Genomic DNA, 25,236 nt, shown 5'->3' on the forward strand with positions numbered 1-25,236 from the left:
CGCTCGACTGCTCTTTCCGATTCCCGAGGAGGCGCCGCCATGAACACCACGCCCAGGACGCTGTCGCGCTCATTGAACGACCGCATGATTGCCGGTGTGATGGGGGGCATCGCCCATCGCTTTGGCTGGAATGCCACGCTGCTACGGGTGGTCTACGTGCTGCTTTCACTGGCCTCGGCCGCCTTTCCCGGCATCCTGGTCTATCTCATCCTGTGGCTGCTGATTCCAAACGAGGCCGATTGAATACCGCCTCCCGGCCCTGGCCACTCTGGTTGCGCGCGCTGCAGGTGCTGGGCGCGGCGTGGACCCTGCCCAACTCGCTGCTCGGCCTGCTTGGCGGGCTGGCCGGCATGCTGGGCGGGGCAAGGCTGCGCTGGAGCGGGCGCGACTGCGCGGTCGTCTTCGATCACTGGCCATGGGGGCCGGGCGGGGCGGTCACGTTGGGCAATGTGATCCTGCACACCGGCCATGACCTGGGCATCTCCTGCCGCACCTATGCGCACCAGGCCGGGTGGGGCGTAGAACCACTGATCCGGCTGGACGACCACGAACGCGCGCACGTGTACCAGTACATGGTGCTGGGGCCACTGTACCTGCCGGTGTACCTGCTGTGCGGCGGGGTGAGTGCGCGCAATCCGTTCGAGCGGGCAGCCGATCATTTCGCCCGGTTCGGGCATGGCTGGTGGCCGTAGTTTCCCGCCAACGGCGCAGCCCCTCGTGGCTTGGTCGCGGAATGCGTTTCATGCGATTGGGCCGGGCAGGATGGGTTCGCGGGACACGCCGTAAACCCGTCCATGGGGGCTCGATGGCGCCATCCATGGCGCCAACGGTCCCGCGAACCCACCCCGCCCGGCCCCTGACAGTTTCCGTGCGCGTCCGCCACGGAGAAGAAATAGAACAGCAGAAGCGGGTCGCGCGCTGCGCTTGCTCGTGTAGAGCCGAGCCTGCGCTCGCCTTCAGGGACTTGCCTGAAAGCAGCCGAGCGTGGGCTCGGCTCTACAAAAGAGGCCGGCCAAGCCGCTTTTGCTTTTGATTTTCTTTTTTCTTCGTCCCCGCCAGCCCCACCCGGCCAGCCCACAGCAAACCGGCTTTCCGCGACCAACCAAACCACCCACGAGGGGCTGCGCCGTTGGCGGGAATCGCCACGGATTCGTTAGCTGGAAGTTAAAGATCCGTAAGCAATCTGCTGCGATCCCGCCGTCATCTGCATGCAACCGATCTTCATTAGCCTCCGTGACGTTCCAGTCAGGTACAACGCGCTAAGCTCTCCCTCGATGAGTTGGCAACATGGCTCATCGAGCGCAGTACGCAGTAGCAATTTGGAGGAATACATCACATGGCAATCGTTCTTTATGTCGGTGGTAGCAAGGATGGCGAGAAGGGCGTGGTGCCCTACGGCTTCAGCAAATCCCGCGCCGACACCGCGCTGGGGCCGGAGTTCTACACGGAGCGGTTCATGGAACTGCAGGGTGTCGGCAAGGTCCGCCTGATGGCCCTGGAAGGCATGCGTGACGACATCGTCATGCAGCGCGCCGCCCGCCACTACCGCTGACCCTCGCAACACGCGGCAGGGCGCGCCCACCATCACGCGCCCGCGCCGGCATCCCAGCCCGGGCCAGTCCGAGCCCTCTCTCCGCCAGGATGCCGGCGTTCAATCCGACCTCGCCGCTGAATCCCGCGTCCTGTCAATGCCTTGTCCCGCTCCGTCGTGGATTGCCAGAATGGCGACTTCCCGTAACGCGGCACAGACCTGACGCAATGCACGACGCCAAGAACGCACAGAGCGCGCTCGCCCAGCAGATCGCCCAGACCATCGCCGACGAGATCGGTGCCCAGTCCGCCCAGGTGCGCGCCGCCATCGGCCTGCTCGATGAGGGCGCCAGCGTTCCGTTCATCGCGCGCTACCGCAAGGAAGTGACCGGTGGCCTGGACGATACCCAGCTGCGCAACCTGGAAGTGCGCCTGACCTACCTGCGCGAACTGGAAGAACGCCGGGCCGCCGTGCTGGCCAGCATCGGCGAACAGGGCAAGCTGAGCGACGAACTGCGCAAGGACATTCTCGCGGCCGATACCAAGAGCCGGCTGGAAGACCTGTACCTGCCCTACAAGCCCAAGCGCCGCACCCGTGCGCAGATCGCCCGCGAGGCCGGCCTGGAACCGTTGGCCGACGGCCTGCTGGCGGACCCGACGCGGGACCCGCAGGCTTTTGCTGCCGGCTTCGTCGATGCCGAAAAGGGCGTGGCCGACACCAAGGCTGCGCTGGAAGGCGCACGCGCAATCCTGATGGAGCGCTGGGGTGAAGATGCCGCGCTGGTTGGTGAACTACGCACGTGGTTGGGGGAGACCGGTGTGATCCGCGCCCGCGTGATCGAGGGCAAGGAAACCGAAGGCGCCAAGTATCGTGACTATTTCGAGCATGCCGAGGCGCTGGCGAAGATCCCGTCGCACCGGCTGCTGGCGCTGTTCCGCGCCCGCCGCGAGGAGATCCTGTTCCTGGAGCTGGACCCGGGCAGCGATGCCGAGGCTGGCCATCAGTACGCCGAAGGACGCGTGGCGCGCAACGCCGGCATCGCCGACCAGGGCCGTGCCGCCGACCGCTGGCTGTTGGACGCCTGCCGCCTGACCTGGCGCGCCAGGCTGCACACCCATCTGCTGCTGGACCTGTTCAACCAGGCCCGCGAGAAGGCTGAAGCCGAAGCCATCGCCGTGTTCGGTGACAATCTGAAGGACCTGTTGCTGGCAGCGCCAGCTGGCCCGAAGACCGTGCTGGGACTTGACCCGGGCATCCGCACCGGCTGCAAGATCGCGGTGGTCGATGCGACAGGCAAGCTGGTCGCCACCGACACCATCTATCCCCACGAGCCCAAGCGCCAGTGGGAACAGTCATTGCAGACAATCAAGCACCTGTGTGCGAAGCACAACGTGGACCTGATCGCGATCGGCAACGGCACCGCAAGCCGCGAGACCGACAAGCTGGCCGGCGAGGCGATCAAGGCCGCCGCCAATCCCAGGCTGCAGAAGGTGGTGGTCAGCGAGGCCGGCGCTTCGGTGTATTCGGCCTCCGAGTCCGCGGCCAGGGAGTTTCCGGACCTGGACGTGTCGCTGCGTGGTGCGGTGTCCATCGCCCGTCGCCTGCAGGATCCGCTGGCCGAGCTGGTCAAGATCGAACCGAAGGCGATCGGCGTCGGCCAGTACCAGCATGACGTCGACCAGTACCGTCTGGCGCGAGCGCTGGATGCCCGCGTCGAGGACTGCGTGAACGCGGTCGGCGTGTACGTGAATACCGCCTCGGCCGCGCTGCTGTCGCGGGTGTCCGGCCTGTCGGCCACCGTAGCCGAGAACATCGTCCGCCATCGTGACGGCAACGGCCCGTTCAGGCGCCGCAGGGACCTGCTGAAGGTGCCGCGCCTGGGCGAGAAGACCTTCGAGCAGTGCGCCGGCTTCCTGCGCATCGCCGATGGCGACGAACCGCTGGATGCCTCGGCGGTGCACCCGGAAGCCTACCCCGTCGTCGAGCGCATCGTCGCAGCGACCCAGCGCCCGATCAAGGCGCTGATCGGCGACGGCAGCTTCCTGCGAGGACTCAAGGCCGAGCAGTTCACGGACGCCACCTTTGGCGTGCCGACCGTGCGCGACATCCTCAAGGAGCTGGAGAAGCCCGGTCGTGACCCACGCCCGGAATTCCGGGCCGCACGTTTCGCCGAGGGCGTGGAGGACATCAAGGACCTGCGCGAGGGCATGGTGCTGGAAGGCGTGGTCAGCAACGTGGCGGCGTTTGGTGCCTTCGTCGATATCGGTGTGCACCAGGACGGCCTGATCCACATCTCGGCGCTGTCCGACACGTTCGTCAAGGACCCGCGGGACGTGGTCAAGGCCGGCGACATCGTCAAGGTGAAGGTGCTGGAGGTGGATGTGCCGCGCAGGCGCATCGCTCTGACCCGGCGCCTGGACGATGCGCCCGGGCAGGCAACCAGCCGCCCGGGCCAGCGCGATGAGCGGAGCCAGGGGCAGGGGCCGCGCCGCGATGCGGGCGGCCAGAACCGTGGACCGGGCCGCGGACAGGGCCATGGCCGCTCCGGGCAGCCGGCACCACCGGCCGCCAATGCCCTGGCCGAGGCCTTCGCCCGCGCCAAGCGCAGCTGAGGACCGTGTCTCCCGACCCGGTCGATCCGGGACGGGGGACTTGTCGGTTTTCCCCGTGATTGCGCACACTTGCGCTGCAGGGGGGGCGTCCGGCCTTCCCGCTGTCGCTGGGGAGGGCCATGACGCCAGCACGACCCGCCGTCTTCGCTGGGGACTGCAGCGTATCGTTGCGGCGGGCGCGTGCCTGCGTGGGCCTGGGGACGAATTGATGGCAAGCCGGGGAACCCAGGGCGACGGGGTGCTTGAGCGGCGCCTGCAGGCGCTGGCCGAAGAGCGGCGCCGGCTGGCGATGATCATTGACGGCACCGCCGCCGGCACCTGGGAATGGAACGTGCAGACCGGCGAAATGCGGGTCAACGCACGCTGGGCCGAGATCGTCGGCTACCGTCTGGAAGAACTGCAACCGGTCTGCCAGAAGACCTTCATCATGCTGGTCCATCCCGATGACATCGCGCTGTCCGATGCCGCTCTGGAAGATCACTTCGAAGGGCGCAGCGACAACTACGCCTGCCTGCTGCGCATGCGCCACAAGGACGGCCAGTGGATCTGGATCCAGGATCGTGGTCGCGTATTCGAATGGGACGAGCAGGGCAAACCGTTGTGGATGGCCGGCGCGCACGCAGACGTCACCGAGCTGCAGCAGGCGCGCCAGGATGCGGCCGAAACCCGGCAACGCCTGCAGGCGGTGGTGGATGCGTCCGATGAAGTGGCGGTCATCGCCACCGATACCGACGGCACCATCACCCTGTTCAACACGGGGGCACAACGGCTGCTGGATTACAGCGCGGAAGAGGTGGTCGGCCAGCGCCGGCTCGATGCCTTCCACCATCCGGGCGAACTCCAGGCCTGGCTGCAGCCGCAGGCCGACGCCGATGGCAATGTGCCCGGAGTGTTCGAGGCGCTCAGTGCGCGCGCCGACGGCCAGACCTATTCACGGCAGTGGACGCTGCTGCGCAAGGACGGGCAACCGCGCCAGGTGCGCCTGTCGATCAGCCGCATGGATGGTGCCGACGGTGCGCGCATCGGCTACGTCGGCATGGCCATCGACATCACCGAGATCCTGCAGGCCCGCGCCGAGGCACGGTTGTCGGCGGAGAAGTTCGCCGGTGCCTTCACTTCGGCCGCCCTCGGCATGGCACGGTGTCGCTGGAAGGACGCTGGCTGGATGTCAACGATGCGCTGTGCCGGATTCTCGGCTATTCGCGTGAAGAGCTGCTGCAGGTCGATTTCCAGCGGCTGACCCATCCCGATGACCTGCAGGCCGACCTGGCCCTGGTGCAGGACCTGCTGGCCGGCCGCTGCAGCCACTACCATCTGGAAAAGCGTTATCTGGACCGCGATGGGCGCATCATCTGGGCACGGCTGTCGGTGTCGCTGGTGCGCAACGAGCGGGGCGAGCCGCTGCATTTCGTGTCGCAGATCCAGGACATCACCGCCCAGCGCAGCAGCGAGCAACGCCTGTTCGAAAGCGAGCAGCGCAGCCGCGTCACCCTGGATGCGGTGACCGACCTGGTCCTCAGCGTGAGCCTTGATGGCCGGATCGACTACGCCAATGCCGCCGCCGTACGCACCCTGGCGGGTGATGGCGCGTTGTCACTTGCCGGGCACAGGGTGCAGGACGTGCTGGCGCTGACCACCGAGTACGCGCCCGGCTCCGTGCTGGATGTGACCGTGCTGCTGGACCCGGAAAGCAATGCGGTGGATCTCCATGCCGACCTGCTGCTGCGGCTGGGCACTGCCACCGTGCCCGTCGACCTGACCCGGGCCTGGCTGCGCGATGACGAGGGTCACGTACGGGGTGCGGTGTGGGTGCTGCGCGACGATACCCAGCAACGTGCCCGCCAGCGTGAAGCGCGCCATCTGGCCGAGATCGACCCGTTGACCGAACTGAGCAATCGCCGCGGTTTCGAGGTGCATCTGCAGCAGGCGATCACCCGCGTCGAGCGCACTGGCCAGGCGGCCTCGCTGATGTACATCGACCTCGATCGCTTCAAGCCGGTGAACGATACCTGGGGCCACCTGGCCGGCGACGCGGTGCTGTGGGCGGTGGCCAGCGTGCTGCGCCACGGTGTACGTGATTCGGACGTGGTAGCCCGGCTCGGCGGGGATGAGTTCGCGGTGATCCTGTCCGGATGCACGCCGCGACGCGCGGCGCGCATCGGAGGTGAGCTGCTGCAGACCCTGACCGCGCTGTCCATTCCGTGGGACCAGGACCGCTTGCGGGTGGGCGCCAGCATCGGCATCGCGCAGCTGCTGGGCGGCATGAGCGTGGACCAGGCCGTGGCCGCAGCCGATGCCCAGTGCTATCGCGCCAAGGCGATGGGGCGCAACAACGTGCAGGTGCAGGGGGAGGCGGGTGAACTGCCCGGCGACGATCCGGACATCACCGAGAGTTGATCTCAGCCTGTGAGAGGCGGTGTTCGGATACTGCGCGCACCTCCACTCGCCCGTACTGGTGATCCCCGTGAATACCTGGAATCCAATCGCGGCACGTGCCTTTGCCCCGGCCCTGGTCGGCTGGTGCCTGGCGCTGGCCGCCTGCCTGCGCCTGGAAGAGGTGCGCGACGACCTGCACGCGCAGGCTTTGCTACCGGTCCTGCAGGGCAGTGCCGTTGTCCTGTTGGGGTTCACGCTGTCCTGCATCGGCGGCGCCAGCATCATGCTGTGGCGGGCAGGCCGGAAAGATGCGGAATGATGGGTCGGAGCGGGGCCTGGAACGACAAAGGCCAGGGTTTGAACCTGGCCTTTGATGCGATGGTGCCGGTGAAAGGACTCGAACCTTCATGGGGTTGCCCCCGGCTGATTTTGAGTCAGCTGCGTATACCATTCCGCCACACCGGCAGGCAGTGCGCGAGTGTAACCGAGGTTGGCGGGCCTTTCATAGAGGGGAGAGGCGATCAGGACGGCGTCTGTCGGCTTCGGCCATGCGGTGGCTAACTGCGGAGGCGTGAATGCCTCCAGGAGTGGTAGCGGATGACCGTGTTGCAGGGCCTGCGGGTGCTGGTGGTCGAGAACGACGAGATGAGTGCGGCCCTGCTGCAGATGCAGCTGGTACAGGCCGGCGCGCTGGTGGTCGGATTGGCGGCTGGCGTGGCTGAGGCGCTATGCCTGCTGGAGGAGGCCTCCCCGGACGTTGCCCTGCTTGACTACCGGCTCGCCCGCAATGAAACCAGCGAAGCGGTGGCTGCAGCATTGGCGGCGCGTGGCGTGCCGTTCGTGCTGGCCACCGGCATGCAGGCCGAGCAGTTGCCCGATTCGATGCGCGCCGGTGTGCTGCTGGTCAAGCCCTACCTGTCCGCAGACCTGGTCCGGGCACTTGGACTGGCCGCGGGCCGTTCCGTCGTAAAGGCGTGACGGGCCGTCGGCTCAAGCCACTTCCGCATGGAGGTAGCGGATCTCCTCGCGGTCATCAAGGATGCGGTACTGCCGGGCCAGGTCATGCGGATCGGGGTTGAGCCAGGCGTCGAGGTGTTCCCGGCGGATGGGCACGACGCTGCGATCATGCCCGGCGGCGGCCACATCGCGGGCGGGTGCATCGGTGATGGTGGCAAACGACAGCAGGCGGCCCTCAGGCCCATCCCACTCTGCCCACAGGCAGGCCAGCAGCAGGTCGCGCGGAGGATCGGGGCGGAATTCCAGCACTGCGTCCCGTGCCTTCCCGGCGGCATCGGGCGCGCCGTTGATGACGGCGGGGCGTGGCACGTGTTCGTAGAACGCCTGGACCACCACCACGCCATGGCGCAGGCCGAAAGCCCCGCGCCAATAACCTTCGAGGCTGTCGCGACGGGCGTTGTAGGTGCCGGGGTAGAGCACATCGTTGCGCGCCGGCTTGTCCGGCAGCCGGCACTGGTAGCGCATCGGCTTGATGACGCGGCTGCCGTTTTCGCTCACCATCACCGGTGCATAGGTGCCGGGGAAAATGCGGCTGTCCCGCGGTAGGAGCTGTACCCGATGCAGGTCCTCGAGCCGCGCCTGCGCACGCTGGATGCGATTGCAGGCTACGCGCAGCGCGTTGCGCGCCTTCTGCGTCGGGCGGGTGGCCAAGGTGGCATGGGCGATATCGCGCCGCTCGCGTTGGCGTTGCAGTTCTTCCTCCAGTTCCTGGCGCTCCTGCGCATGCCACTGCTGGATCTTCGCAACGATGTCGCGACCCTGCCCGGTACGCGCTCCGGCAAAGCCGTCGTCCATGGCCTTCGGTGTCTTCGGTCGCTTCTTGCCGGGATCGTGCGCGTACAGTTCGGCGAATTCTTCCAGCGAGAGGATCGCGCCGAACTCGCGCACCAGCTTGGCATAGTCGGCACGAATCAGGGCGGAGTAGCACATGGGCGTCCTGCGGGCATGGATCGCAGCGGCTGCGACGGGGATGCGGCAGGATAGCCCGAGTCACCCGGAGGTACAGCATGAACGATTCCGCTTCCTGCCAGTTCCACGACGCTGTTCCAACAGTCGAGGACTACTGCCGGCTGCGTGTACTGGCCGGCCTCAGCGCCAAGAGCCATGAGGCGGCGACGCGCGCGCTGCCCAATACCCTGTTTGGTGTATGTGCGTACCAGGGCCATGAACTGGTGGCGATGGGCCGGATCATCGGTGATGGCGGCTGCCATCTGCAGGTCTGCGATATTGCCGTGCTGCCACGGCTGCAGGGGCAGGGCCTGGGCAAGGAGGTAATGCGCCGCCTGAGCGGGTGGATGCAGGCTCATCTGCCGCCGTCGGCCTATGTCAGCCTGCTGGCTGACGGTGAGGCGCACCGGCTGTATGCACAGTTCGGGTTCGCGCCGACCGCACCCGCGTCGATCGGGATGTATCGACGGTTCTGAGGAGGTGATCCACCGATGCCGTCCGGGAGATCGCCGGCAGGATGCCGTGGGCAAAGAAAAACCCCGGCCGAAGCCGGGGTTTCAAGAATTGGCGTCCCCACGGGGATTCGAACCCCGGTCGCCACCGTGAAAGGGTGATGTCCTAGGCCTCTAGACGATGGGGACGCACGAAAACTCCAGGTTGTAGAACTTCCGACGGCCTAATGTCGAAAGTGGTGGAGCCAAGCGGGATCGAACCGCTGACCTCCTGCATGCCATGCAGGCGCTCTCCCAGCTGAGCTATGGCCCCACGAAACGTCGGATATCTGCTGGGAGCAGAGTCCGTTTGAAACTGGCGTCCCCACGGGGATTCGAACCCCGGTCGCCACCGTGAAAGGGTGATGTCCTAGGCCTCTAGACGATGGGGACGCACGAAAACTTCAGGTTGTAGAACCTTCGACGGCCTAATGTCGAAAGTGGTGGAGCCAAGCGGGATCGAACCGCTGACCTCCTGCATGCCATGCAGGCGCTCTCCCAGCTGAGCTATGGCCCCGTGTTACCGAGCCGCCTATCATACCTGCGTGTTCACCTTTGTGGAAGCCTTTTCGAGGCTTTTTTCGTTCCGGTTCAACCGAAGCCGCAAGGGCAGGGAGCCGCAACGCCACATCCAGAACGCCGGTGGGCGGTGAACAAAAAAGACCCGGTTATCGGCCGGGTCCTCATTGTTCGTGATGAGTGGCGTCCCCACGGGGATTCGAACCCCGGTCGCCACCGTGAAAGGGTGATGTCCTAGGCCTCTAGACGATGGGGACGCACTCAAAATTTATTGTGACCTTTCGACGGCCTAATGCCGAAAGATTGGTGGAGCCAAGCGGGATCGAACCGCTGACCTCCTGCATGCCATGCAGGCGCTCTCCCAGCTGAGCTATGGCCCCACGTCGCTGAGGAGCGAAATAATAGCCTCGGCTCAGAGGGTTGGCAAGCATTTGTTGCACTTTTCTTCATGCGTAGCGGGTGCGCACTGCGGGCTGCCCGCAAGGACAAGCTGCCGTCCACCCGTGCCGCCCGGGACCTGGATCGGATGGGGCCCACGCCGGGGCCGGAGGTGCCGGCAGGACGCGAAAGCACGGCATGCATGCACTGCGGTTCCATCCTCCGTTGAGTGATCGACAGGCAACGGAACGCCGCGCGCGGGGAGGTCGTGCTCGCCGGTGTGGCGAAGGCACGTCGGCGGCAGGCCTGATTTGGAGGCTGCCTATTCAGCGTACTTTGCAACTTTCTTCATAGCCGCGCCGTTGCAGCTGTTCCTACCCTTCGCCTGAACCGGCCATTCGGTGGCCCGCAACGAACCGTGGAGGTGTCTGTGGAAGGATTCAGGAACGAAGGATTCGTCGAGGTCGCGGTGGTCGAGTACCCCGGAGGTGACCCGTCGGCCGCCTCGGTGCTGGCCGAGATGGCCCATGTCGCCAATCGCCTGGCCCAGCAGCAGCGTCGGCCCTTCAAGCGGGTCCTGGTGACCCGCTGGATCGTGCCGGCCAGCCAGACCGGCGTACATCGTATTGCCGGTGCCGAGATGCTTGACGCCGCCATTCCGGCGGTGATCGCTGTACCTGGCCAGATCAGTGCCGGCGCCTGCCTGCGGGCCGACGAGGTCCTGCTGGATTGGCTGCGGGCGCATTATGACGGTGGCAGCCTGCTGGCGGCCGCCGGTGATGGGGTCAGCGTGCTGGCACGCGCCGGGCTGCTCGCCGGACGCACCGTCAGCGGGCCGGACCTGGCGCGTCATCCTGGCCTGCAGGCTCAAGCGGCGAGCTGGGTACCGAGCGAACGGTCGCTGGTTGATGATGGCGACCTGCTGACGGTGGGGGGAGCGCAGGCCTGGCGTTTCCTGGGCCTGCGCCTGTTGTACAGGCTGCACGGCCAAGGTGTCGCCAGCGCTGTCGCGCAGCAGCTGGCAATCACCGTGCCGGCAACCATCCAGCAGGATCTGGAGCGCTTCAGCGCCAACTTCGCGCATGGTGATCGAGACGTTCTGAAGGCGCAGCGCTGGTTGCATACCACCGCTGCGCGGGGGGCCACCCTCGCAGCGATCTGTGAGATCTCAGGGCTGGAGCCCCGCACATTACAGCGGCGCTTTCTCAAGGCAACCGGTCTGCGGCCGATCGAGTACTGCCAGCGATTGCGCATCGCCAAGGCGCAGACCCTGCTGCAACAAGGGGCGGGCATCGACGAGGTGGCCTGGGGCGTCGGCTATGCCGACCAGAGCGCATTCCGACGCCTGTTTCTCCGCATCGTCGGCATGACACCGGCCAACTATCGCCGTCATGTCAGCAACAAGCGCCGTGAACGCCCACTGATGCCGTCGGTTGCGGGTAGCCTGCGAGGGCTGCAGTCACCGCCAGCGATGCAGCTGGGGCGGAGCGCAGCTTGAAGCCCGCCTTTCGCCGGGCTTGCAACCCGGACGTGACGCTTTGACCATGCAGCCCGTGGATGATGAGCAGGTGGGCTGATGTCGAGCATTGGACCGGTGCCTATGCCGGTGGTGTTGATTCTTGCATGTGTGTTGCTGGCCATGACGGTTGCCCGGGTGTGGCCCCGCAGCACGGACGGTGCGCCATTGCCTTCGCCGGCAGGCAGGGTTCTGGACATGCTGCTGGTCGGGCTGCTGTGTGGGCGCATCAGCTTTGTCGCGTGGAACATTGCGCTGTATCGCGACGCCCCATGGAGCATTCTGCAGATTGCGGATGGGGGCTATTACCTCGGGGTGGTGTTGGTTGCAGGCATGGCATGGGGGCTGTGGCGGTTGCGCCATTCGCGTGCCATGCGCGCCCCGGTTCTGGCAGGCGCCCTGACCGGCATCCTCTCATGGGCAGGCGGCAGTCTGTGGCTGTCGGCATGGCAGGAACGGCAGATGCCGTTGCCGACGCTGCAGGTGGCCGATCTACAAGGGGACAGGGTGACGCTGCAGGCGTTTCGCGGCCGGCCGTTGGTCTTGAACCTGTGGGCCACCTGGTGCGGGCCGTGCCGCCGTGAAATGCCGGTCCTGGCAGCCGCGCAGCGGGCCCATCCGGATGTGCAGGTCGTGTTCCTCAACCAGGGCGAAACGAAGGAGGAGATCCAGCGCTTCCTTGCGCGCGAGCGGCTGATGCCCGGCAACATGTTGCTGGACGTCGACGCTGTCGCATCAACGACACTGGGCGTGCAGGCCTACCCCTCGACGCTCTTCTTCGATGCGGAAGGACGCCTGCGCGAGCTGCACCTGGGCGAACTGACCGCAGCCGGTCTTGAACACAAACTGCGCCAGCTGCGGTAGCCTGCGCGGGCATCTCACTACGGAGTTCCCATGTTGTCGACTTCCCTGCGCACCGCCCCTGCGGTGCTGTTGCTGCCGGTCATGCTGGCACTGGCCGCCTGCAGCCAGGCACAGACACCGCCGGGCAAGGCGGCTGCGGCGCCGGCGGCCACTGCTGCCGCGTCCACTGCCAAGGGCGACCGTCCTGCGGTGTTGAAGGGCATCGAAAAGCACGGCTTCGAGGTTGTCGCCGAGTTCGACGCCCCCGGTGGCCTGCGTGGCTTCGCCGGTGTGGTCGGTGGCCAGCAACCGGCGGCGGCCTATGTCACTGCTGATGGCAAGCACGTGCTGGTTGGCAGCCTGTTCGACGCCGAGGGCAACGACGTGGCCGCTGAAGCAGTCGAAAAGCTGGTGGCCGCGCCGATGTCGGCCAAGATGTGGAGCAAGCTGGAGGCCAGCGCCTGGGTGCGTGATGGCAGGGCCGATGCGCCGCGCGTCGTATACACCTTCAGTGATGCCAACTGCCCGTACTGCCACAAGTTCTGGGAAGCGGCCCGTCCGTGGGTCGATGCCGGCAAGGTGCAGCTGCGTCACATCATGGTTGGTGTGATCCGTGAGGACAGCCCGGCCAAGGCGGCGGCCATTCTCGCCGCACGCGATCCCAGTGCGGCGCTGCTGCAGAACGAACATGAGTTCGATCGGGGCGGCATCAAGGCGCTGCCGAGCATCAGCCGCGAGATCGCCGGCAAGCTCGATGCCAACCAGGTGTTGATGATCGAGATGGGTTTCCAGGGCACGCCAGGCATCCTGTTCCAGGACGCACAGGGCCAGGTGCAGCGTCGCGCCGGTCTACCGCAGGGCGCCGACCTGCAGACGGTACTGGGCCCGCGCTGATCCCTGCCCAGGCGTGACAGTGGAGCAACAGGCCCGCATGGCAGCATGCGGGCCTGTTGCTTCCTGCCGCCGATGCGATGCTGTGGCCTGCGCAGCACTTGTTCATCGTCACGTCTGAATAGTGACTGACATCAAGCACCGCGCATTGATCCCGATCAAGGCCAAAAACGACAGGCGGATTAGCCTGTGACGCATGGAATACAGCGTCAAACGGCCATCGGTGCTGGGCTCGCCATGTCGTGATCGGCTGCGGCCGGCGCAGCCATTCACGACAATCTCACTTCCTGCTTGTTACCCAGACTGCGGCGGTTGCCACCGCCTTGGCCGCTCGGCCCTGATGCAATGGGCATCGAAGCGGGCAGGGCAGTGTCATCATCCCGTTGCCTGCGGCATGCAGGCTCCAGCGGGGCATCGACGCAGTACCGGCATTTCCAGCAACGGCGGCGTGGGACCTGGGCGGCGCGTGCGCGCGTTCCGCAGGGGCGCTGCGAGTGTTTGGCCAGGGAGGACGCAATGCGCTTGGCGGTACTGAGTCTGGCCAGCCTGATCGCCATCGCGATCACGCCAGCGTATGCGCAGCAGAGTGGCCAGGAGGATGCGCAGGCCCTGCGCCGCGAGATTGCCGCCATGCGCCAGGCGCTGGAGGGCATGCAGCAGCGCCTTGAACGCCTCGAGCAGCGTGAGGGTGCGGCGGCTGCCGCAGTCACTCAGGCCCCCGCATCGATGCCAACGGTCACCGGCCCAACCGATCTGCTGCATCCCACCCAGGTGCCCGGCGTGGCGCAGCCGGTGCTGCCGCAGCGCGAATCCGTGGCTGATCCTTCCACGGCGGCGTCGCGTCCCGACAATGCGGCGGGGCCGACCGATCCCGACCTGAAGGGTTTCTTCGCCATTCCCGGCACCGACACGGTGATCCGCATTGGCGGCTATGCCAAGCTCGATGCGATCGCCGACTCGCGCGCGGCCGGTGACGAGGACCAGTTCATTCCCTCGTCGATTCCGGTGGGCGGCAGCCATCGCGACGTGTCCAACTTCAATATCCATGCCAAGCAGACCCGCTTCAGCTTCGAGGCGCGGCGCCCGACCTCGCATGGCAACCTGCGCTTCTACCTAGAGAACGACTTCTTCGGCAGCAGTGACGGGTACGAATTCCGCCTGCGTCATGCCTACGGCCAGCTCGGCAACACTTACGCCGGTTATGGCTATTCCAGTTTCATGGATCCGGACAGCCTGCCCGATACCCTGGATTTCGCTGGGCCGGGTGGGGCCGGTTACCTGCTGGTGGCCGGCATCCACCACAGCTTCACGATCGGCAAAGGCAATACGCTGACGCTTGCCGCTGAAGACCCCGACACCGAGCTTGCCGGCGCCAGTGATACGCGGGCGGCGGCGAACCGCTTCCCCGATGTGACGTTGACCGCGCGCATGGAGCGCGACTGGGGCCATCTGCAGCTGGGTGCGGTGGCGCGCAGCCTGGCCTACGACGGCGAGGACGAGCGCGACCGGCGCATGGCCGGCGGGCTGCAGCTCAGTGGCTCGGCGTCGGTGGGCGAGCGCGACCTGCTGCTGTTCGGTGCACTGGGGGGGCGCGGCCTCAGCCGCTATACCGCCGACCTGACCGGCTCCGGGCTGGACGCGGTGGTTGGCGCCGACGGGCGCCTCGATGCGTTGGATCTGCACGGTGGTTTCGTCGGTTACACCCATTACTGGTCCGGGCTGTGGCGCTCGAACCTGATCTTCGGCCAGCTGACCCTTGAACGTAATGCCGCACTGGCGGCTGACGCCTTCCGGCAGAGCCGATACGGCGTGTTCAACTTGATCTGGAGCCCGGCGCCCTCGTGGACGATGGGCATGGAACTGCTGTACGGCCGCCTCGAACAGCAGGGTGGAGCGCGCGGCGACACGGTCCGGGTACAGGGCAGCCTGCAATACAACTTCATCAAATAGCGCCAGCGGTGGTTCGCCAGCGCAAGCCATTCCACGTCCGGCTGTGCCGGGCTCGTGCCAGTACAGGAGAGTGCCATGGCAGAAGCAAAGAAAATCGGGGTGGTCGGAGCCACCTTCCTCGTCGCCGGCAACATGATGGGCTCCGGAGTGTTCCTGCTGCCCTCGAGCCTGGCCAAGATCGGCACCGCTTCGATCTGGGGATGGCTGGTCACCACTGCGGGCGCACTGTTGCTGGCCTTCGTATTCGCCAAGCTGGGCAAGCTGGCGCCGAAGGCGGGCGGCCCCTACGCCTACGCGCGGGACTGGTTCGGGCCCTACATGGGCTTCCAGACCAACACCATCTACTGGTTCGCGAACTGGATCGGCAACGTTGCCATTCCGATTGCGGCGGTGGGCTACTTCAGCTACTTCTTCCCGATCCTGTCCGAGCCGCTGGTGCGTTGCATCGCGGTGCTGGTACTGGTGTGGGCACTGAGCTTCGCCAATGTGATCGGCCCGGCCTTCGTCAGCCGCGTGCAGACAGTCACCACCAGCTTCGCGCTGGTGCCGATCCTGGGCATCGCCATCTTCGGATGGTTCTTCTTCGATGCCGACATCTTCAAGGGCGCCTACAACGTGTCCGGCGAGTCGAACTTCGGCGCGATCTCCAGCGCCGCGGCACTGACCCTATGGGCCTTCATCGGTGTCGAATCGGCCTCGGTGACTGCTGGCGTGGTGGAAAACCCGGAGAAGAACGTGGCCCGCGCCACGCTGGCGGGGGTGTTCCTGGCCGCCATCGCCTACATTGCCAGCTCCTCGGTGATCATGGGCATGGTACCGAACGCGGAGCTGCAGGTTTCCGACGCGCCGTTCGCGCTGGCTGCAGCCAAGGCCGTTGGTGGCTGGGGCGGTGCGCTGGTCAGCCTGTGTGCCTTCATCGGTGCCGCCGGCTCGCTCGGTGGCTGGATCCTGCTGACCGCGCAGAGCGCCAAGGCCGCCTCCGATGATGGCCTGTTCCCGAGCATCTTCAGCAAGACCAACAAGGATGACGTGCCGGTCAAGGGCGTGCTGATCGTGGCCGTGCTGATGACCCTGGCGGTGCTGGTCACCTCCACCTCGGAAACCGCGTCGGCGCAGTTCGATGTGATCACCTCGGCGGCCGTGGTGCTGACCCTGCTGCCCTACATCTACTCGTGCGTGGCCTGCTACTTCGTGGTCGAGCGTTCCCACACCATGCTCCACACCGGTGCGTTCTGGACCCTGACCAGCCTGACCGTCGTGTACTGCCTGTGGGCGATCTACGGCTCGTCGGGAACCATCGTGCAGTACGCCTTCCTGTTCGTGCTGTTCATCACCGTGTTCTATCCCTTCTTCAGCGAGGAGCGCCGCCAGCAGCGGCAGCGCGCCCGTGAGGCGTCGGCCATCGGCACCGGTGCCCAGCGTTCCTGATCCAGACAAGGAGAAACAACGTGTACTTCAAGTCCCTGGACTATCCGGTCATCGTCATTGACAACGACTACGAGTCGCCGCGTATCGGCGGCATCCTGATCCGTGCGCTGGTGGAAGAGCTGCGCAGCAACGGGCAGCGCGTGCTGTGCGGCCTGAACCTGGACGACGCCCGTGCCGGCGCCAGGACCTATGTGGCGGCCTCGGCGGTGTTGATCTCCATTGACGGAACCGAGGAGGTCGATGGCGAGTTCCAGCGGCTGACCGCTTTCCTGCGCGAGCAGAGCGCACGCCGGGCCAACCTGCCGGTGTTCCTGTATGGCGAGCGCCGTACCATCGAGAAGGTGCCGAGCAAGCTGCTCAAGTACATCCACGGATTCATCTTCCTGTTCGAAGACACCAAGAGCTTCATTTCGCGGCAGGTGATGCGCGCGGCCGAAGACTACATGAAGAACCTGCTGCCGCCGTTCTTCAAGGCGCTGATCCACCACGCCGCAGAGTCCAATTATTCCTGGCACACGCCTGGCCACGCCGGCGGCGTGGCATTCACCAAGTCGCCGGTTGGCCGTGCGTTCCACCAGTTCTATGGCGAGAACACCCTGCGCAGCGACCTGTCGATCTCGGTGCCGGAACTGGGCTCGCTGCTCGACCATACCGGGCCCATCAAGGACGCCGAGAACGAGGCGGCGCGCAACTTCGGTGCCGACCACACCTTCTTCGTCACCAATGGCACCTCCACCGCCAACAAGATCGTCTGGCATGGCACGGTGGCCCGCGGCGATGTGGTGTTCGTCGACCGCAACTGCCACAAGTCGCTGCTGCACGCGCTGATCATGACCGGCGCGGTGCCGGTGTACTTCACCCCCAGCCGCAACGCGCACGGCATCATCGGCCCGATCAGCCTGGATCAGTTCACGCCGGAATCGCTGCAGCAGCGCATTGCCGCCAATCCGCTGGCCAACCACGCCTACAAGGCCGGTTCCAAGCCGCGCATGGCAGTGGTCACCAATTCGACCTATGACGGCCTGTGCTACAACGCCGAGAAGATCGCCGGCGAGATCGGCAGTGCGGTCGATTTCCTGCACTTCGACGAAGCCTGGTATGCCTACGCCGCGTTCCATCCGTTCTACGAGAACCACTACGGCATGGCCAAGGGCAAGCCGCGCGAACAGGACGCGATCATCTTCACCACGCATTCCACCCACAAGCTTCTGGCTGCATTCTCGCAGGCTTCGATGATTCATGTGCGCAATTCGGCGCAACGCAACCTGGATGCCGAGCGCTTCAACGAGTCGTTCATGATGCATACCTCGACCAGCCCGCATTACGGGGTGATCGCGGCCTGCGACGTGGCGTCGAAGATGATGGAGGGTGATGCCGGGCGCTCGCTGGTGCAGGAAATGCATGACGAGGCGATCGCCTTCCGTCGTGCGATGCTGCATGTTCGCGATGACCTCGGGCGTGACGACTGGTGGTTCAGCGTATGGCAGCCGACCCAGGTCGAGCGCAGCCTGGACAAGGGAGATACGCCGGCGCCGCTGGTGGCCAAGCGCGAAGAATGGTACCTGCAGCCGGACGCCCACTGGCATGGCTTCGAGAACCTGGTCGATGACTATGTGTTGATCGATCCGATCAAGGTGACCCTGCTGACGCCGGGGCTGTCGATGGACGGCAGCATGGGCACGCTGGGCATCCCGGCGGCTGTGCTGAGCAAGTTCCTGTGGGGCCGCGGCATCACGGTGGAGAAGACCAACCTCTATTCAGTGCTGTTCCTGTTCTCGATGGGCATCACCAAGGGCAAGTGGAGCACGCTGGTCACGGAGTTGATGGCCTTCAAGGAACTGTACGATCGCAACGCACCGTTGAGCCAGGCGCTGCCGACGCTGGCGGCGGACTACCCACTGGCCTATGCGGGATGGGGCCTGCGTGACCTGTGTGACGCGCTGCATGCGTTCAACCGGGAGTTCGGGGTCGCCAAGGTGATGCGTGAGATGTATGTGGATCTGCCGACGCCGGTGATGACGCCGGCCGATGCATACAACCATCTGGTGAAGGGCGAGATCGAGCGGGTCGACATCGAGCAGCTCAGCGGCCGCATCGCCGCCACCATGCTGGTGCCGTATCCGCCGGGCATCCCGACCATCATGCCGGGCGAGCGCTTCGGAGACAGCGACGAGCCGATCATCCAGTCGCTGCGTATCGCCCGCGCGCAGAACGCTCGCTTCCCGGGTTTCGAGTCGGACGTGCATGGGCTCATCATCGAGCACGAGGGAGATGCGGTTTCGTACAATGTGGAGGTGCTGAAGGCCTGATCGGCAGCAGCCGGAGCCTGGCGGGCCGCGGTCAGAGATCGCGGTACTGGATCTGCGTGGCGAGCACGCGCAGGCCGCCGGCGTCGCTGGAAAGGATGCGCTCTTCGCCAACGCCCTTCTGCCGTTGCAGCTGGAAGCCCTGGTGGCCAGGCAGCTGCGCAGCGATGCTCTCCATGCGCTGCAGGGCGTCGGGACCGCTGCAGTCGAAGTGGCCCCAATATGCGCCGTGACGATGGATCTGCAACCGATAGTTCATCGCTGTGCCTCCGGCAGGGCCTGCAGCCAGTGGTCGAACATGGCCGTGGCGGCCGCAGCGAGCGGAGCACCATAGCGGCGGGCCTGCGCGCGCAGGTCGTTCGGATCAATGCCGGCCAGGGCCAGTTCCAGAGTATGGCCGATCAGCCAGCGCTCGAACTGGTGGGCGTCCAGTTCCGGGTGGCACTGCAGGCCCAGTGCGTGATGGCCGATCGCAAAGGCCTGGTGGCGGCACGCCGGGGTGCTGGCCAGGCGGCATGCACCGGCCGGAAGCTCGAAGGCCTCGCCGTGCCAATGCAGCACCGGAATCCCCTGCAGTGCCTGCAGCGGCGAGCGCTGGCCATCATCGGTCAGCAGCAGCGGTGCAAAGCCGATCTCCTTGCCACCCATGGCAGTGACGCTGGCGCCGAGTGCGCAGGCCATCAGCTGCGCGCCGAGGCAGATGCCCAGGGTGGGCCGCTGCTGCTGAAGCCGGTGTTGCAGCAGGCGAAGGCTGTCGCCGAGGAAGGGATAGTGGGCAGCATCGTTGACGCTGATGGGGCCTCCCAGAACCACGAGCAGGCCTGCATCCACGGCCGGATCGAGCGCATCGATACCGGCGTGCAGCACCTGCAGCCGCCAGCCCTGCGCAAGCAGGAGGGGTTGCAGGGTGCCCAGGTCTTCGAAGGCGACGTGCTGCAGGATGACTGCGTGCTTCATGCCGGTGCTCCGCTGCGCGGCCAGTAGAAGCTGTCCGGGGTCGCACGGGCACCGAAGATGGCCTGGCCGACGCGGATGACGGTGGCGCCTTCCTCGATAGCCACTTCGAAGTCACCGGACATGCCCATCGAAAGCTGTGACAGATCGATGCCGGCAGGCGCGGTGCGCCGCAACTGGTCACGCAGCTCACGCAGGCGCACGAAGCAGGCACGCACGCGCTCGACCTCGGGGGTGAAGAGGGCCAGGGTCATCAGGCCCTGCACGCGCAGGCGGTCGAATGCCGGCAGCTGCTGCATGAAGGACTCGACGGCATCCGGCTCCAGCCCGTACTTGCTGGCTTCGGCCGAGGTGTTGACCTGCACGAATACATCCAGCGTGCGCGCTTCCACCTCCAGCCGCTGCTGCAGGGCTTCGGCTACGCGCAGGCTGTCCAGCGCCTGGAATTCGCTGGCGAAGCGCGCCACGTAGCGGGCCTTGTTGGTCTGCAGGTGGCCGATCACCGACCAGTGCACGCCCAGGTCGGCCATCGCTTCGGCTTTGCGTTGCGCTTCCTGCACCTTGTTCTCGCCGAGCTCGTGGCAGCCGGCGGCTACCGCCATGCGAATGCGGGCGTCATCGACGGTCTTGCTGACCGGCAGCAGGCGCACGCTGGCCGGGTCGCGGCCAACACGGGCACAGGCGCTGGCGATGCGTTGGCGCACCGTGGCCAGGTTGGCGGCGATCTGTTCAACGGACTCGGCGACGGGCCAGTCGGCAGCGGCAAGGGGCATGCGGGTACCTCCAATGCAGGGCGGCCAGGTGGGATACACTGGCACAGGACAAGATATAGTTTGGCATAGGACAAAATGAAAATCACTGGGCACAGCGCTGAGTCGATCTTCGACAGCATCCGTGATGGCATCGGCAAGGGCCGCCTGCCGGCCGGCAGCGTGCTGCCGCCGGTACGTGAGCTGGCCGGGCAGTTGGGGGTGAACCGCAACACCGTGGCTGCGGCCTACAAGCGGCTGGATGCTGCGGGCCTGGCCAGCACGGCGGGCCGTCGCGGCACGGTGGTGCGTGGCCAGCCGCCGACGCTGGCGCGCGAGGGCAGCGCGCCGGGGCTGGCGCTGCATGACCTGGCCGGTGGCAACCCGGATGCGCGCCTGCTGCCGAGCCTGCGCCTGGCGCCGGCTGCGCCACGCCTGTATGGCGTGGGCACGGTCGATCCGCGCTTGCAGGCACTGGCGCGGGCCTCGCTGGATGCGGACTGCCCCGAGGGGTATGCGCTGGAGCTGACCCATGGCGCGGTCGATGGCATCGAACGCCTGCTGGCAGCGTGGCTGCTGCCGGGTGATCGCATCGCAGTCGAGGATCCGTGCTTCCTTGGCAGCCTCAACGTGCTCAACGCGGTGGGCCACGCGCCGTTGCCGGTGGCGGTGGATGCGCACGGCATGCAGGTGGAATCGCTGCGGCAGGCACTGGAGGCCGGCGCACGCGTGGTACTGCTGACCCCGCGTGCTCACAACCCGACCGGGGCCAGCCTGGATGCGAAGCGGGCACGGGCGTTGCGCCAGCTGCTGGCGGCCTACCCGCAGGTAGCAGTGCTGATCGACGATCACTACGCGCTGCTCTCGCAGCGGGCCTACCACTCGGTGCTGCCGCCGGATGGCCGGCGCTGGGCGCTGCTGCGCTCGCTGTCCAAGCCGTTGGGCCCGGACCTGCGGCTGGCCTGGCTGGCCTGCGATGAAGCGACTGCGATGCGTTTGCGGCTGCGGTTGGCGCCCGGCACCGGTTGGGTCAGTCACCTGTTGCAGGATGCGGCGGCATCGGTGCTTGAGTCGGGAACACAGCGGGCCAGGATCGTCTCGGCCGGCGAGCGTTACCAGCAACGGCTGCAGTCGCTGCAGGAACTGCTGCGTGCGCGTGGGGTGCCGACACCGTGGCCGATGGAAGGATTGAACCTGTGGTTGCCATTGGCGGCCGACAGCCATGCGCAGGTGCTGGCGCTGGCTGCGCGCGGATGGCATGTGCGCGCGGGCGAAGTGTTCGCGGTGGCGGCGCCGGGGCATGGCCTGCGCATCACCTGCGCGGCGTTGGGCCCGGCGCAGCTGCGGCAGCTGGCCGATGACCTGGCGGCGGTGTGCGGTGTGTAGAGCCGAGCCATGCTCGGCTGCTTTATCCAGCAGCAGCCGAGCATGGCTCAACTCTGCAAAAGCGGGAGCGCGGTGTTGGCGCTGGGGGCGCACGTAGCAGGACTGGCCGCTGTCATCGACGAACAGCAGCTCCGGCTTGCCCTGCCAGGAGGTGAGCATCGCGCCACCGTGGCTGAGGGGGCGGGAATCGACGCCGAGGGCCACCCGTGGTTGGCCTATGTGTGTACCGTCAATGGAAGTCGCGACTGTGGCTGCGCAGTCCCTGCAGCAGTTCATCCAGGCAATGCATGCGTTGCACGATGACATGCTGCACGCCATCGACGCGTTCCAGACGGCCGTCGATCTGCATCAGCTGGGTATCGATCAGTACCCGATGCTGGCGATCGGCCAGGTGCCGCCAGACCACGGCGTTGACCATGCCGGTCTCGTCTTCAAGGGTGAGGAAGGTAACGCCGCTGGCGGTCTGCGGGCGCTGGCGCATGCGTACCAGGCCGGCGATACGCACGCGGCGGCCATGGCCATGGCCCGCCAGCTGCATGGCATCCAGGCAGCCGCGGCTGCGCAGCTGCGCACGCAGGAACGAGATCGGATGGCGGCCGAGGGTAGTGCCGGTGCTGCGGTAATCGGCCTGCATGTCTTCCCAGGCGCTGGGCAGGGGCAGCGGTACGCGGGCCTCGGCGGTGGGGCGGGCCTGGTCGAACAGCGGCAGCCTGTTCTCCACGCCGGAGATGTCCCAGCGTGCCCGATGGCGATGGCCGCTGAGCCCACGCAGCGCGCCGGCATCGGCCAGCAGGCCCTGCTGGCGGCGGTCCAGGGCGGTGCGCTGGCACAGGTCGCCGACATCCTCGAACGGGCACCGCGCACGTTCGCGCATGATGGCCTGCACGGCCGCTTCATTGCAGCCGTCGACCAGGCGCAGGCCGAGCCGGATCGCGGCCGCGCCCTTGCTGAAATCCAGCGTGCAGTCCCAGTCGCTGTGGCGCACGTCCACCGGCAGCACGCGGATGCCATGCCGGCGCGCATCCTGCAGCAGCTGGTCGGGGCTGTAGAAACCCAGCGGCTGGCTGTTGATGAGGCTGGCGGTGAATGCGGCCGGGTGGTGGCATTTCAGCCAGCAGCTGTTATAGGTCAGCAGGGCGAAGCTGGCAGCGTGGCTTTCCGGGAAGCCGTAATCGCCGAAGCCCTTGATCTGCTCGAACAGGTGCTCGCCGTATTCGCGACTGAAGCCGTTCTTCAGCATGCCGGCCAGCAGCTTTTCGCGGTGCGGTTCCAGCCCGCCACGGCGCTTCCATGCGGCCATCGAGCGGCGCAGGGCATCGGCCTGGCCAGGCGTGTAACCGGCTGCTTCGACCGCCAGTTGCATCACCTGTTCCTGGAACAGTGGGACCCCCAGCGTGCGGGCGAACACGCGTTCCAGCTGCGGAGGGTAGAGCGGATTGTCCGGGTCGTTCAGTGCCTCAGGGCCTTGTTCGCGCAGGATCCGCCGCCGCTCCAGGTAGGGGTGCACCATGTCACCCTGGATCGGACCGGGGCGCACGATTGCCACTTCGATCACCAGATCGTAGAACGTGCGCGGCTGCATGCGTGGCAGCATCGCCATCTGCGCGCGCGATTCGATCTGGAACACGCCGATGGTATCGGCGGCGCAGATCATGTCGAAGGTCTTTGCATCCTTGGGCGGGATCGCATCCATGCGTCCTTCGTGCAGGCCGTGCTGCTTCAACATCGCCAGGCATTTGCGGATGGCGGTGAGCATGCCAAGGGCCAGGCAGTCGACCTTCATCAGCCCGGTGGCATCGAGGTCGTCCTTGTCCCACTGGATGACGGTGCGATCGGCCATCGCCGCGTTCTCCACCGGTACCAGGGTCGACAGCGGATGCTCGGAGATGACGAAACCACCCGGGTGCTGCGACAGGTGGCGCGGGAAGTCGATCAGCTCATTGGTCAGTGACAGCAGCCGCCGCATCAGCGGCGTGTCCGGGTCGAAGCCGCGCTCGCGCAGGGTTTCCGGCATCGGGATGCTGCCGCCCCAGTGGTCCATCGCCGCGCCCAGTTCGTTGACCTGGTCCATCGGCAGGCCGAGCGCACGGGCCACGTCACGGATCGCGCTGCGGCCACGGTAGCTGATCGCCACCGCGGTCAGTGCGGCGCGTTCGCGTCCATAGCGGTTGAATACGTACTGCAGCACCTCCTCGCGGCGCTCGTGCTCGAAGTCGATGTCGATGTCCGGCGGCTCATTGCGCTCGGCGGAGATGAAGCGTTCAAACAACAGATTGCTGCGCGCAGGATCGATCTCGGTCACGCCCAGCACGAAGCACACCGTCGAATTGGCCGCCGAGCCGCGGCCCTGGCAGAGAATGCCCCGGCTGCGGGCGAAGCGCACGATGTCATGCACGGTAAGGAAGTAGGAGGCGTAGTTTTTCTTCCGGATCAACGCCAGCTCATGTTCGATCTGCGTGCGCTGTGCGTCCTTGATGCCTTCTGGCCAACGCCAGGGAATCTTTTCTTCGACCAGCTCGCGCAGCCAGCTGTCCGGGTCATGCCCCTCCGGCACCAGTTCACGCGGGTAGGTGTACTTCAACTGGTCCAGGGTGAAGTGGCAGCGTTCTGCGATGCGCACGGTCTCGGCCAGCAGCTCGGGCGGATACAGCTGCGCCAGTGCAGTGCGCGGGCGCAGGTGGCGCTCGCCGTTGGGGAACAGGCGCCAGCCGGCTTCGGCCACGCTGCAGCGGTGGCGGATCGCGGTCAATGTGTCCTGCAGGGCGCGGCGACGGCGCACGTGCATGTGCACGTCACCACTGGCGACCAGCGATAGCCGATGGCGTTCAGCGAAAGCCTGCAGCTGCTGCAGGCGGCGCGCGTCGTCGTGCTCGTGGTGCAGTTCCACCGCCAGCCACAGGCGATCATTGAAGCTTGCACGCAGCAGTTCCAGATCGGTGGCGGCCGGGTGCCGGTCCAGCCACAGGCACAACAGGCCGTCGGGCAGGCCGAGCAGATCGTCGCGCAGGCAGCGGTACCCGCCCTTGGCCGCCCGTCGCCGGCAGGTGGTGATCAACTGGCACAGCCCGGAGTAGGCGGCCTGGTCAGTGCACAGCAGGACCAGCTTCGGCCCGTCCTCGACCTGGAATTCGGCGCCGACGATCAGTGCCACGCCATGTGTCTTCGCTGCCTGCCAGGCGCGCACGATGCCGGCCAGCGAGCACTCATCGGTGATCGCCAGCGCGCGGTAGCCCTGGCCGGCGGCGCGTGCGAACAGTTCTTCGGCGATCGAGGCGCCACGCTGGAAACTGAAGGCCGACAGGCAGTGCAGTTCGGCGTAGCCGGGCAGTTCGCTGTGCATG

Annotated in this window: 19 protein-coding genes, 7 tRNA genes and 1 pseudogene; 15 read left to right on the top strand and 12 right to left on the bottom strand. The window is 66.4% G+C overall.

Features of this window, described 5'->3' with window-relative positions; translation table 11 throughout:
* The first annotated feature begins 39 nt into the window (after positions 1–39).
* From A9K58_RS01875 to A9K58_RS01900, 6 genes and pseudogenes are all read left to right on the top strand, one after another.
* Positions 40–243, top strand: coding sequence for a PspC domain-containing protein (locus tag A9K58_RS01875; protein WP_065197710.1), 204 nt, complete (start codon positions 40–42; stop codon positions 241–243).
* Positions 240–692 (top strand): hypothetical protein, encoded by a 453-nt coding sequence (locus A9K58_RS01880; RefSeq protein WP_065197711.1) that lies wholly within the window; start codon positions 240–242, stop codon positions 690–692. The genes A9K58_RS01875 and A9K58_RS01880 overlap by 4 nt, the downstream gene beginning before the upstream one ends.
* 644 nt (positions 693–1,336) lie before the next feature.
* A complete protein-coding gene (locus A9K58_RS01885; protein WP_005417149.1) occupies positions 1,337–1,552 on the top strand; it encodes a hypothetical protein in 216 nt (71 codons plus the stop codon).
* Between the two features lie 206 nt (positions 1,553–1,758).
* The gene (locus A9K58_RS01890; RefSeq protein WP_065197712.1) at positions 1,759–4,143 is read left to right on the top strand and encodes a Tex family protein; all 2,385 of its coding nucleotides are present in this window, start codon (positions 1,759–1,761) and stop codon (positions 4,141–4,143) included.
* Between the two features lie 208 nt (positions 4,144–4,351).
* A pseudogene (locus tag A9K58_RS01895) lies at positions 4,352–6,540 on the top strand (PAS domain S-box protein).
* 67 nt (positions 6,541–6,607) lie between these two features.
* Complete coding sequence (locus A9K58_RS01900) at positions 6,608–6,838, top strand: hypothetical protein (RefSeq protein WP_065197713.1); 231 nt, start codon at positions 6,608–6,610, stop codon at positions 6,836–6,838.
* Between the two features lie 60 nt (positions 6,839–6,898).
* Here A9K58_RS01900 and A9K58_RS01905 read toward each other — a convergent pair.
* Positions 6,899–6,984, bottom strand: a tRNA-Leu gene (locus tag A9K58_RS01905).
* Between the two features lie 132 nt (positions 6,985–7,116).
* Here A9K58_RS01905 and A9K58_RS01910 point away from each other — a divergent pair.
* Positions 7,117–7,497, top strand: coding sequence for a response regulator (locus tag A9K58_RS01910; RefSeq protein ID WP_065197714.1), 381 nt, complete (start codon positions 7,117–7,119; stop codon positions 7,495–7,497).
* Positions 7,498–7,509: 12 nt separating this feature from the next.
* Here the strand turns inward: A9K58_RS01910 and A9K58_RS01915 are convergent, their stop codons facing one another.
* Positions 7,510–8,466, bottom strand: a complete 957-nt coding sequence (locus tag A9K58_RS01915) for an SOS response-associated peptidase family protein (RefSeq protein ID WP_065197715.1) — start codon at positions 8,464–8,466, stop codon at positions 7,510–7,512.
* Between the two features lie 77 nt (positions 8,467–8,543).
* On the opposite strand from A9K58_RS01915, the gene A9K58_RS01920 reads away from it, so the two are divergent.
* A complete protein-coding gene (locus tag A9K58_RS01920; protein WP_065197716.1) occupies positions 8,544–8,960 on the top strand; it encodes a GNAT family N-acetyltransferase in 417 nt (138 codons plus the stop codon).
* Positions 8,961–9,049: 89 nt separating this feature from the next.
* Here A9K58_RS01920 and A9K58_RS01925 read toward each other — a convergent pair.
* The 6 genes from A9K58_RS01925 to A9K58_RS01950 form a co-directional block, all read right to left on the bottom strand.
* Positions 9,050–9,125, bottom strand: a tRNA-Glu gene (locus A9K58_RS01925).
* A 48-nt stretch (positions 9,126–9,173) separates the two neighbouring features.
* Positions 9,174–9,249, bottom strand: a tRNA-Ala gene (locus A9K58_RS01930).
* A 43-nt stretch (positions 9,250–9,292) separates the two neighbouring features.
* A tRNA-Glu gene (locus A9K58_RS01935) sits at positions 9,293–9,368 on the bottom strand.
* A gap of 48 nt (positions 9,369–9,416) precedes the next feature.
* Positions 9,417–9,492, bottom strand: a tRNA-Ala gene (locus tag A9K58_RS01940).
* 183 nt (positions 9,493–9,675) lie between these two features.
* Positions 9,676–9,751, bottom strand: a tRNA-Glu gene (locus A9K58_RS01945).
* Positions 9,752–9,798: 47 nt separating this feature from the next.
* A tRNA-Ala gene (locus tag A9K58_RS01950) sits at positions 9,799–9,874 on the bottom strand.
* A gap of 428 nt (positions 9,875–10,302) precedes the next feature.
* Here A9K58_RS01950 and A9K58_RS01955 point away from each other — a divergent pair.
* The 6 genes from A9K58_RS01955 to A9K58_RS01980 all read left to right on the top strand — a co-directional run bounded on the left by A9K58_RS01955 (position 10,303) and on the right by A9K58_RS01980 (position 18,809).
* Positions 10,303–11,370 (top strand): GlxA family transcriptional regulator, encoded by a 1,068-nt coding sequence (locus A9K58_RS01955; protein WP_065197717.1) that lies wholly within the window; start codon positions 10,303–10,305, stop codon positions 11,368–11,370.
* Between the two features lie 78 nt (positions 11,371–11,448).
* Complete coding sequence (locus tag A9K58_RS01960; RefSeq protein ID WP_065197718.1) at positions 11,449–12,252, top strand: TlpA disulfide reductase family protein; 804 nt, start codon at positions 11,449–11,451, stop codon at positions 12,250–12,252.
* A gap of 30 nt (positions 12,253–12,282) precedes the next feature.
* Entirely contained in the window at positions 12,283–13,125 is an 843-nt protein-coding gene (gene dsbG / locus A9K58_RS01965) for a thiol:disulfide interchange protein DsbG (RefSeq protein WP_065197719.1), read from the top strand.
* A 513-nt stretch (positions 13,126–13,638) separates the two neighbouring features.
* A complete protein-coding gene (locus A9K58_RS01970) occupies positions 13,639–15,072 on the top strand; it encodes a DcaP family trimeric outer membrane transporter (RefSeq protein WP_065197720.1) in 1,434 nt (477 codons plus the stop codon).
* 75 nt (positions 15,073–15,147) lie between these two features.
* The gene (gene adiC, locus A9K58_RS01975) at positions 15,148–16,500 is read left to right on the top strand and encodes an arginine/agmatine antiporter (protein ID WP_065197721.1); all 1,353 of its coding nucleotides are present in this window, start codon (positions 15,148–15,150) and stop codon (positions 16,498–16,500) included.
* Positions 16,501–16,520: 20 nt separating this feature from the next.
* Entirely contained in the window at positions 16,521–18,809 is a 2,289-nt protein-coding gene (locus A9K58_RS01980) for an Orn/Lys/Arg family decarboxylase (RefSeq protein ID WP_065197722.1), read from the top strand.
* A gap of 31 nt (positions 18,810–18,840) precedes the next feature.
* On the opposite strand, the gene A9K58_RS01985 is transcribed toward A9K58_RS01980, so the two are convergent.
* The 3 genes from A9K58_RS01985 to A9K58_RS01995 are packed head-to-tail and all read right to left on the bottom strand — an operon-like array spanning position 18,841 to position 20,533.
* Positions 18,841–19,065: a hypothetical protein gene (locus A9K58_RS01985; protein WP_065197723.1), complete on the bottom strand. Its 225-nt coding sequence runs from the start codon at positions 19,063–19,065 to the stop codon at positions 18,841–18,843.
* Positions 19,062–19,763: a glutamine amidotransferase gene (locus tag A9K58_RS01990; RefSeq protein WP_065197724.1), complete on the bottom strand. Its 702-nt coding sequence runs from the start codon at positions 19,761–19,763 to the stop codon at positions 19,062–19,064. The genes A9K58_RS01985 and A9K58_RS01990 overlap by 4 nt, the downstream gene beginning before the upstream one ends.
* Positions 19,760–20,533 carry a YggS family pyridoxal phosphate-dependent enzyme gene (locus A9K58_RS01995; protein WP_065197725.1) on the bottom strand — a complete coding sequence of 258 codons (774 nt, stop codon included), beginning with the start codon at positions 20,531–20,533 and terminating at the stop codon, positions 19,760–19,762. The genes A9K58_RS01990 and A9K58_RS01995 overlap by 4 nt, the downstream gene beginning before the upstream one ends.
* Before the next feature lie 75 nt (positions 20,534–20,608).
* On the opposite strand from A9K58_RS01995, the gene ptsJ reads away from it, so the two are divergent.
* Positions 20,609–21,895 (top strand): MocR-like B6 salvage transcription factor PtsJ, encoded by a 1,287-nt coding sequence (gene ptsJ / locus A9K58_RS02000; protein WP_065197726.1) that lies wholly within the window; start codon positions 20,609–20,611, stop codon positions 21,893–21,895.
* A gap of 229 nt (positions 21,896–22,124) precedes the next feature.
* Here ptsJ and A9K58_RS02005 read toward each other — a convergent pair whose 3' ends face one another.
* Positions 22,125–25,235, bottom strand: a complete 3,111-nt coding sequence (locus tag A9K58_RS02005; protein WP_065197727.1) for an error-prone DNA polymerase — start codon at positions 25,233–25,235, stop codon at positions 22,125–22,127.
* Position 25,236: the final 1 nt, after the last annotated feature.

The organism is Stenotrophomonas maltophilia, from assembly GCF_001676385.1.
Taxonomy (GTDB): Bacteria; Pseudomonadota; Gammaproteobacteria; order Xanthomonadales; family Xanthomonadaceae; genus Stenotrophomonas; species Stenotrophomonas maltophilia_J.

Coding starts and splice junctions, on each gene's coding strand:
- A9K58_RS01885 (WP_005417149.1), top strand. CDS start 1,337: ATGGCAATCGTTCTTTATGTCGGTGGTAGCAAGGATGGCGAGAAGGGC.
- dsbG (WP_065197719.1), top strand. CDS start 12,283: ATGTTGTCGACTTCCCTGCGCACCGCCCCTGCGGTGCTGTTGCTGCCG.
- A9K58_RS01910 (WP_065197714.1), top strand. CDS start 7,117: ATGACCGTGTTGCAGGGCCTGCGGGTGCTGGTGGTCGAGAACGACGAG.
- A9K58_RS01960 (WP_065197718.1), top strand. CDS start 11,449: ATGTCGAGCATTGGACCGGTGCCTATGCCGGTGGTGTTGATTCTTGCA.
- A9K58_RS01875 (WP_065197710.1), top strand. CDS start 40: ATGAACACCACGCCCAGGACGCTGTCGCGCTCATTGAACGACCGCATG.
- ptsJ (WP_065197726.1), top strand. CDS start 20,609: ATGAAAATCACTGGGCACAGCGCTGAGTCGATCTTCGACAGCATCCGT.
- A9K58_RS01970 (WP_065197720.1), top strand. CDS start 13,639: ATGCGCTTGGCGGTACTGAGTCTGGCCAGCCTGATCGCCATCGCGATC.
- A9K58_RS01990 (WP_065197724.1), bottom strand. CDS start 19,763: ATGAAGCACGCAGTCATCCTGCAGCACGTCGCCTTCGAAGACCTGGGC.
- A9K58_RS01920 (WP_065197716.1), top strand. CDS start 8,544: ATGAACGATTCCGCTTCCTGCCAGTTCCACGACGCTGTTCCAACAGTC.
- A9K58_RS01890 (WP_065197712.1), top strand. CDS start 1,759: ATGCACGACGCCAAGAACGCACAGAGCGCGCTCGCCCAGCAGATCGCC.
- A9K58_RS02005 (WP_065197727.1), bottom strand. CDS start 25,235: ATGCACAGCGAACTGCCCGGCTACGCCGAACTGCACTGCCTGTCGGCC.
- A9K58_RS01915 (WP_065197715.1), bottom strand. CDS start 8,466: ATGTGCTACTCCGCCCTGATTCGTGCCGACTATGCCAAGCTGGTGCGC.
- adiC (WP_065197721.1), top strand. CDS start 15,148: ATGGCAGAAGCAAAGAAAATCGGGGTGGTCGGAGCCACCTTCCTCGTC.
- A9K58_RS01985 (WP_065197723.1), bottom strand. CDS start 19,065: ATGAACTATCGGTTGCAGATCCATCGTCACGGCGCATATTGGGGCCAC.
- A9K58_RS01995 (WP_065197725.1), bottom strand. CDS start 20,533: ATGCCCCTTGCCGCTGCCGACTGGCCCGTCGCCGAGTCCGTTGAACAG.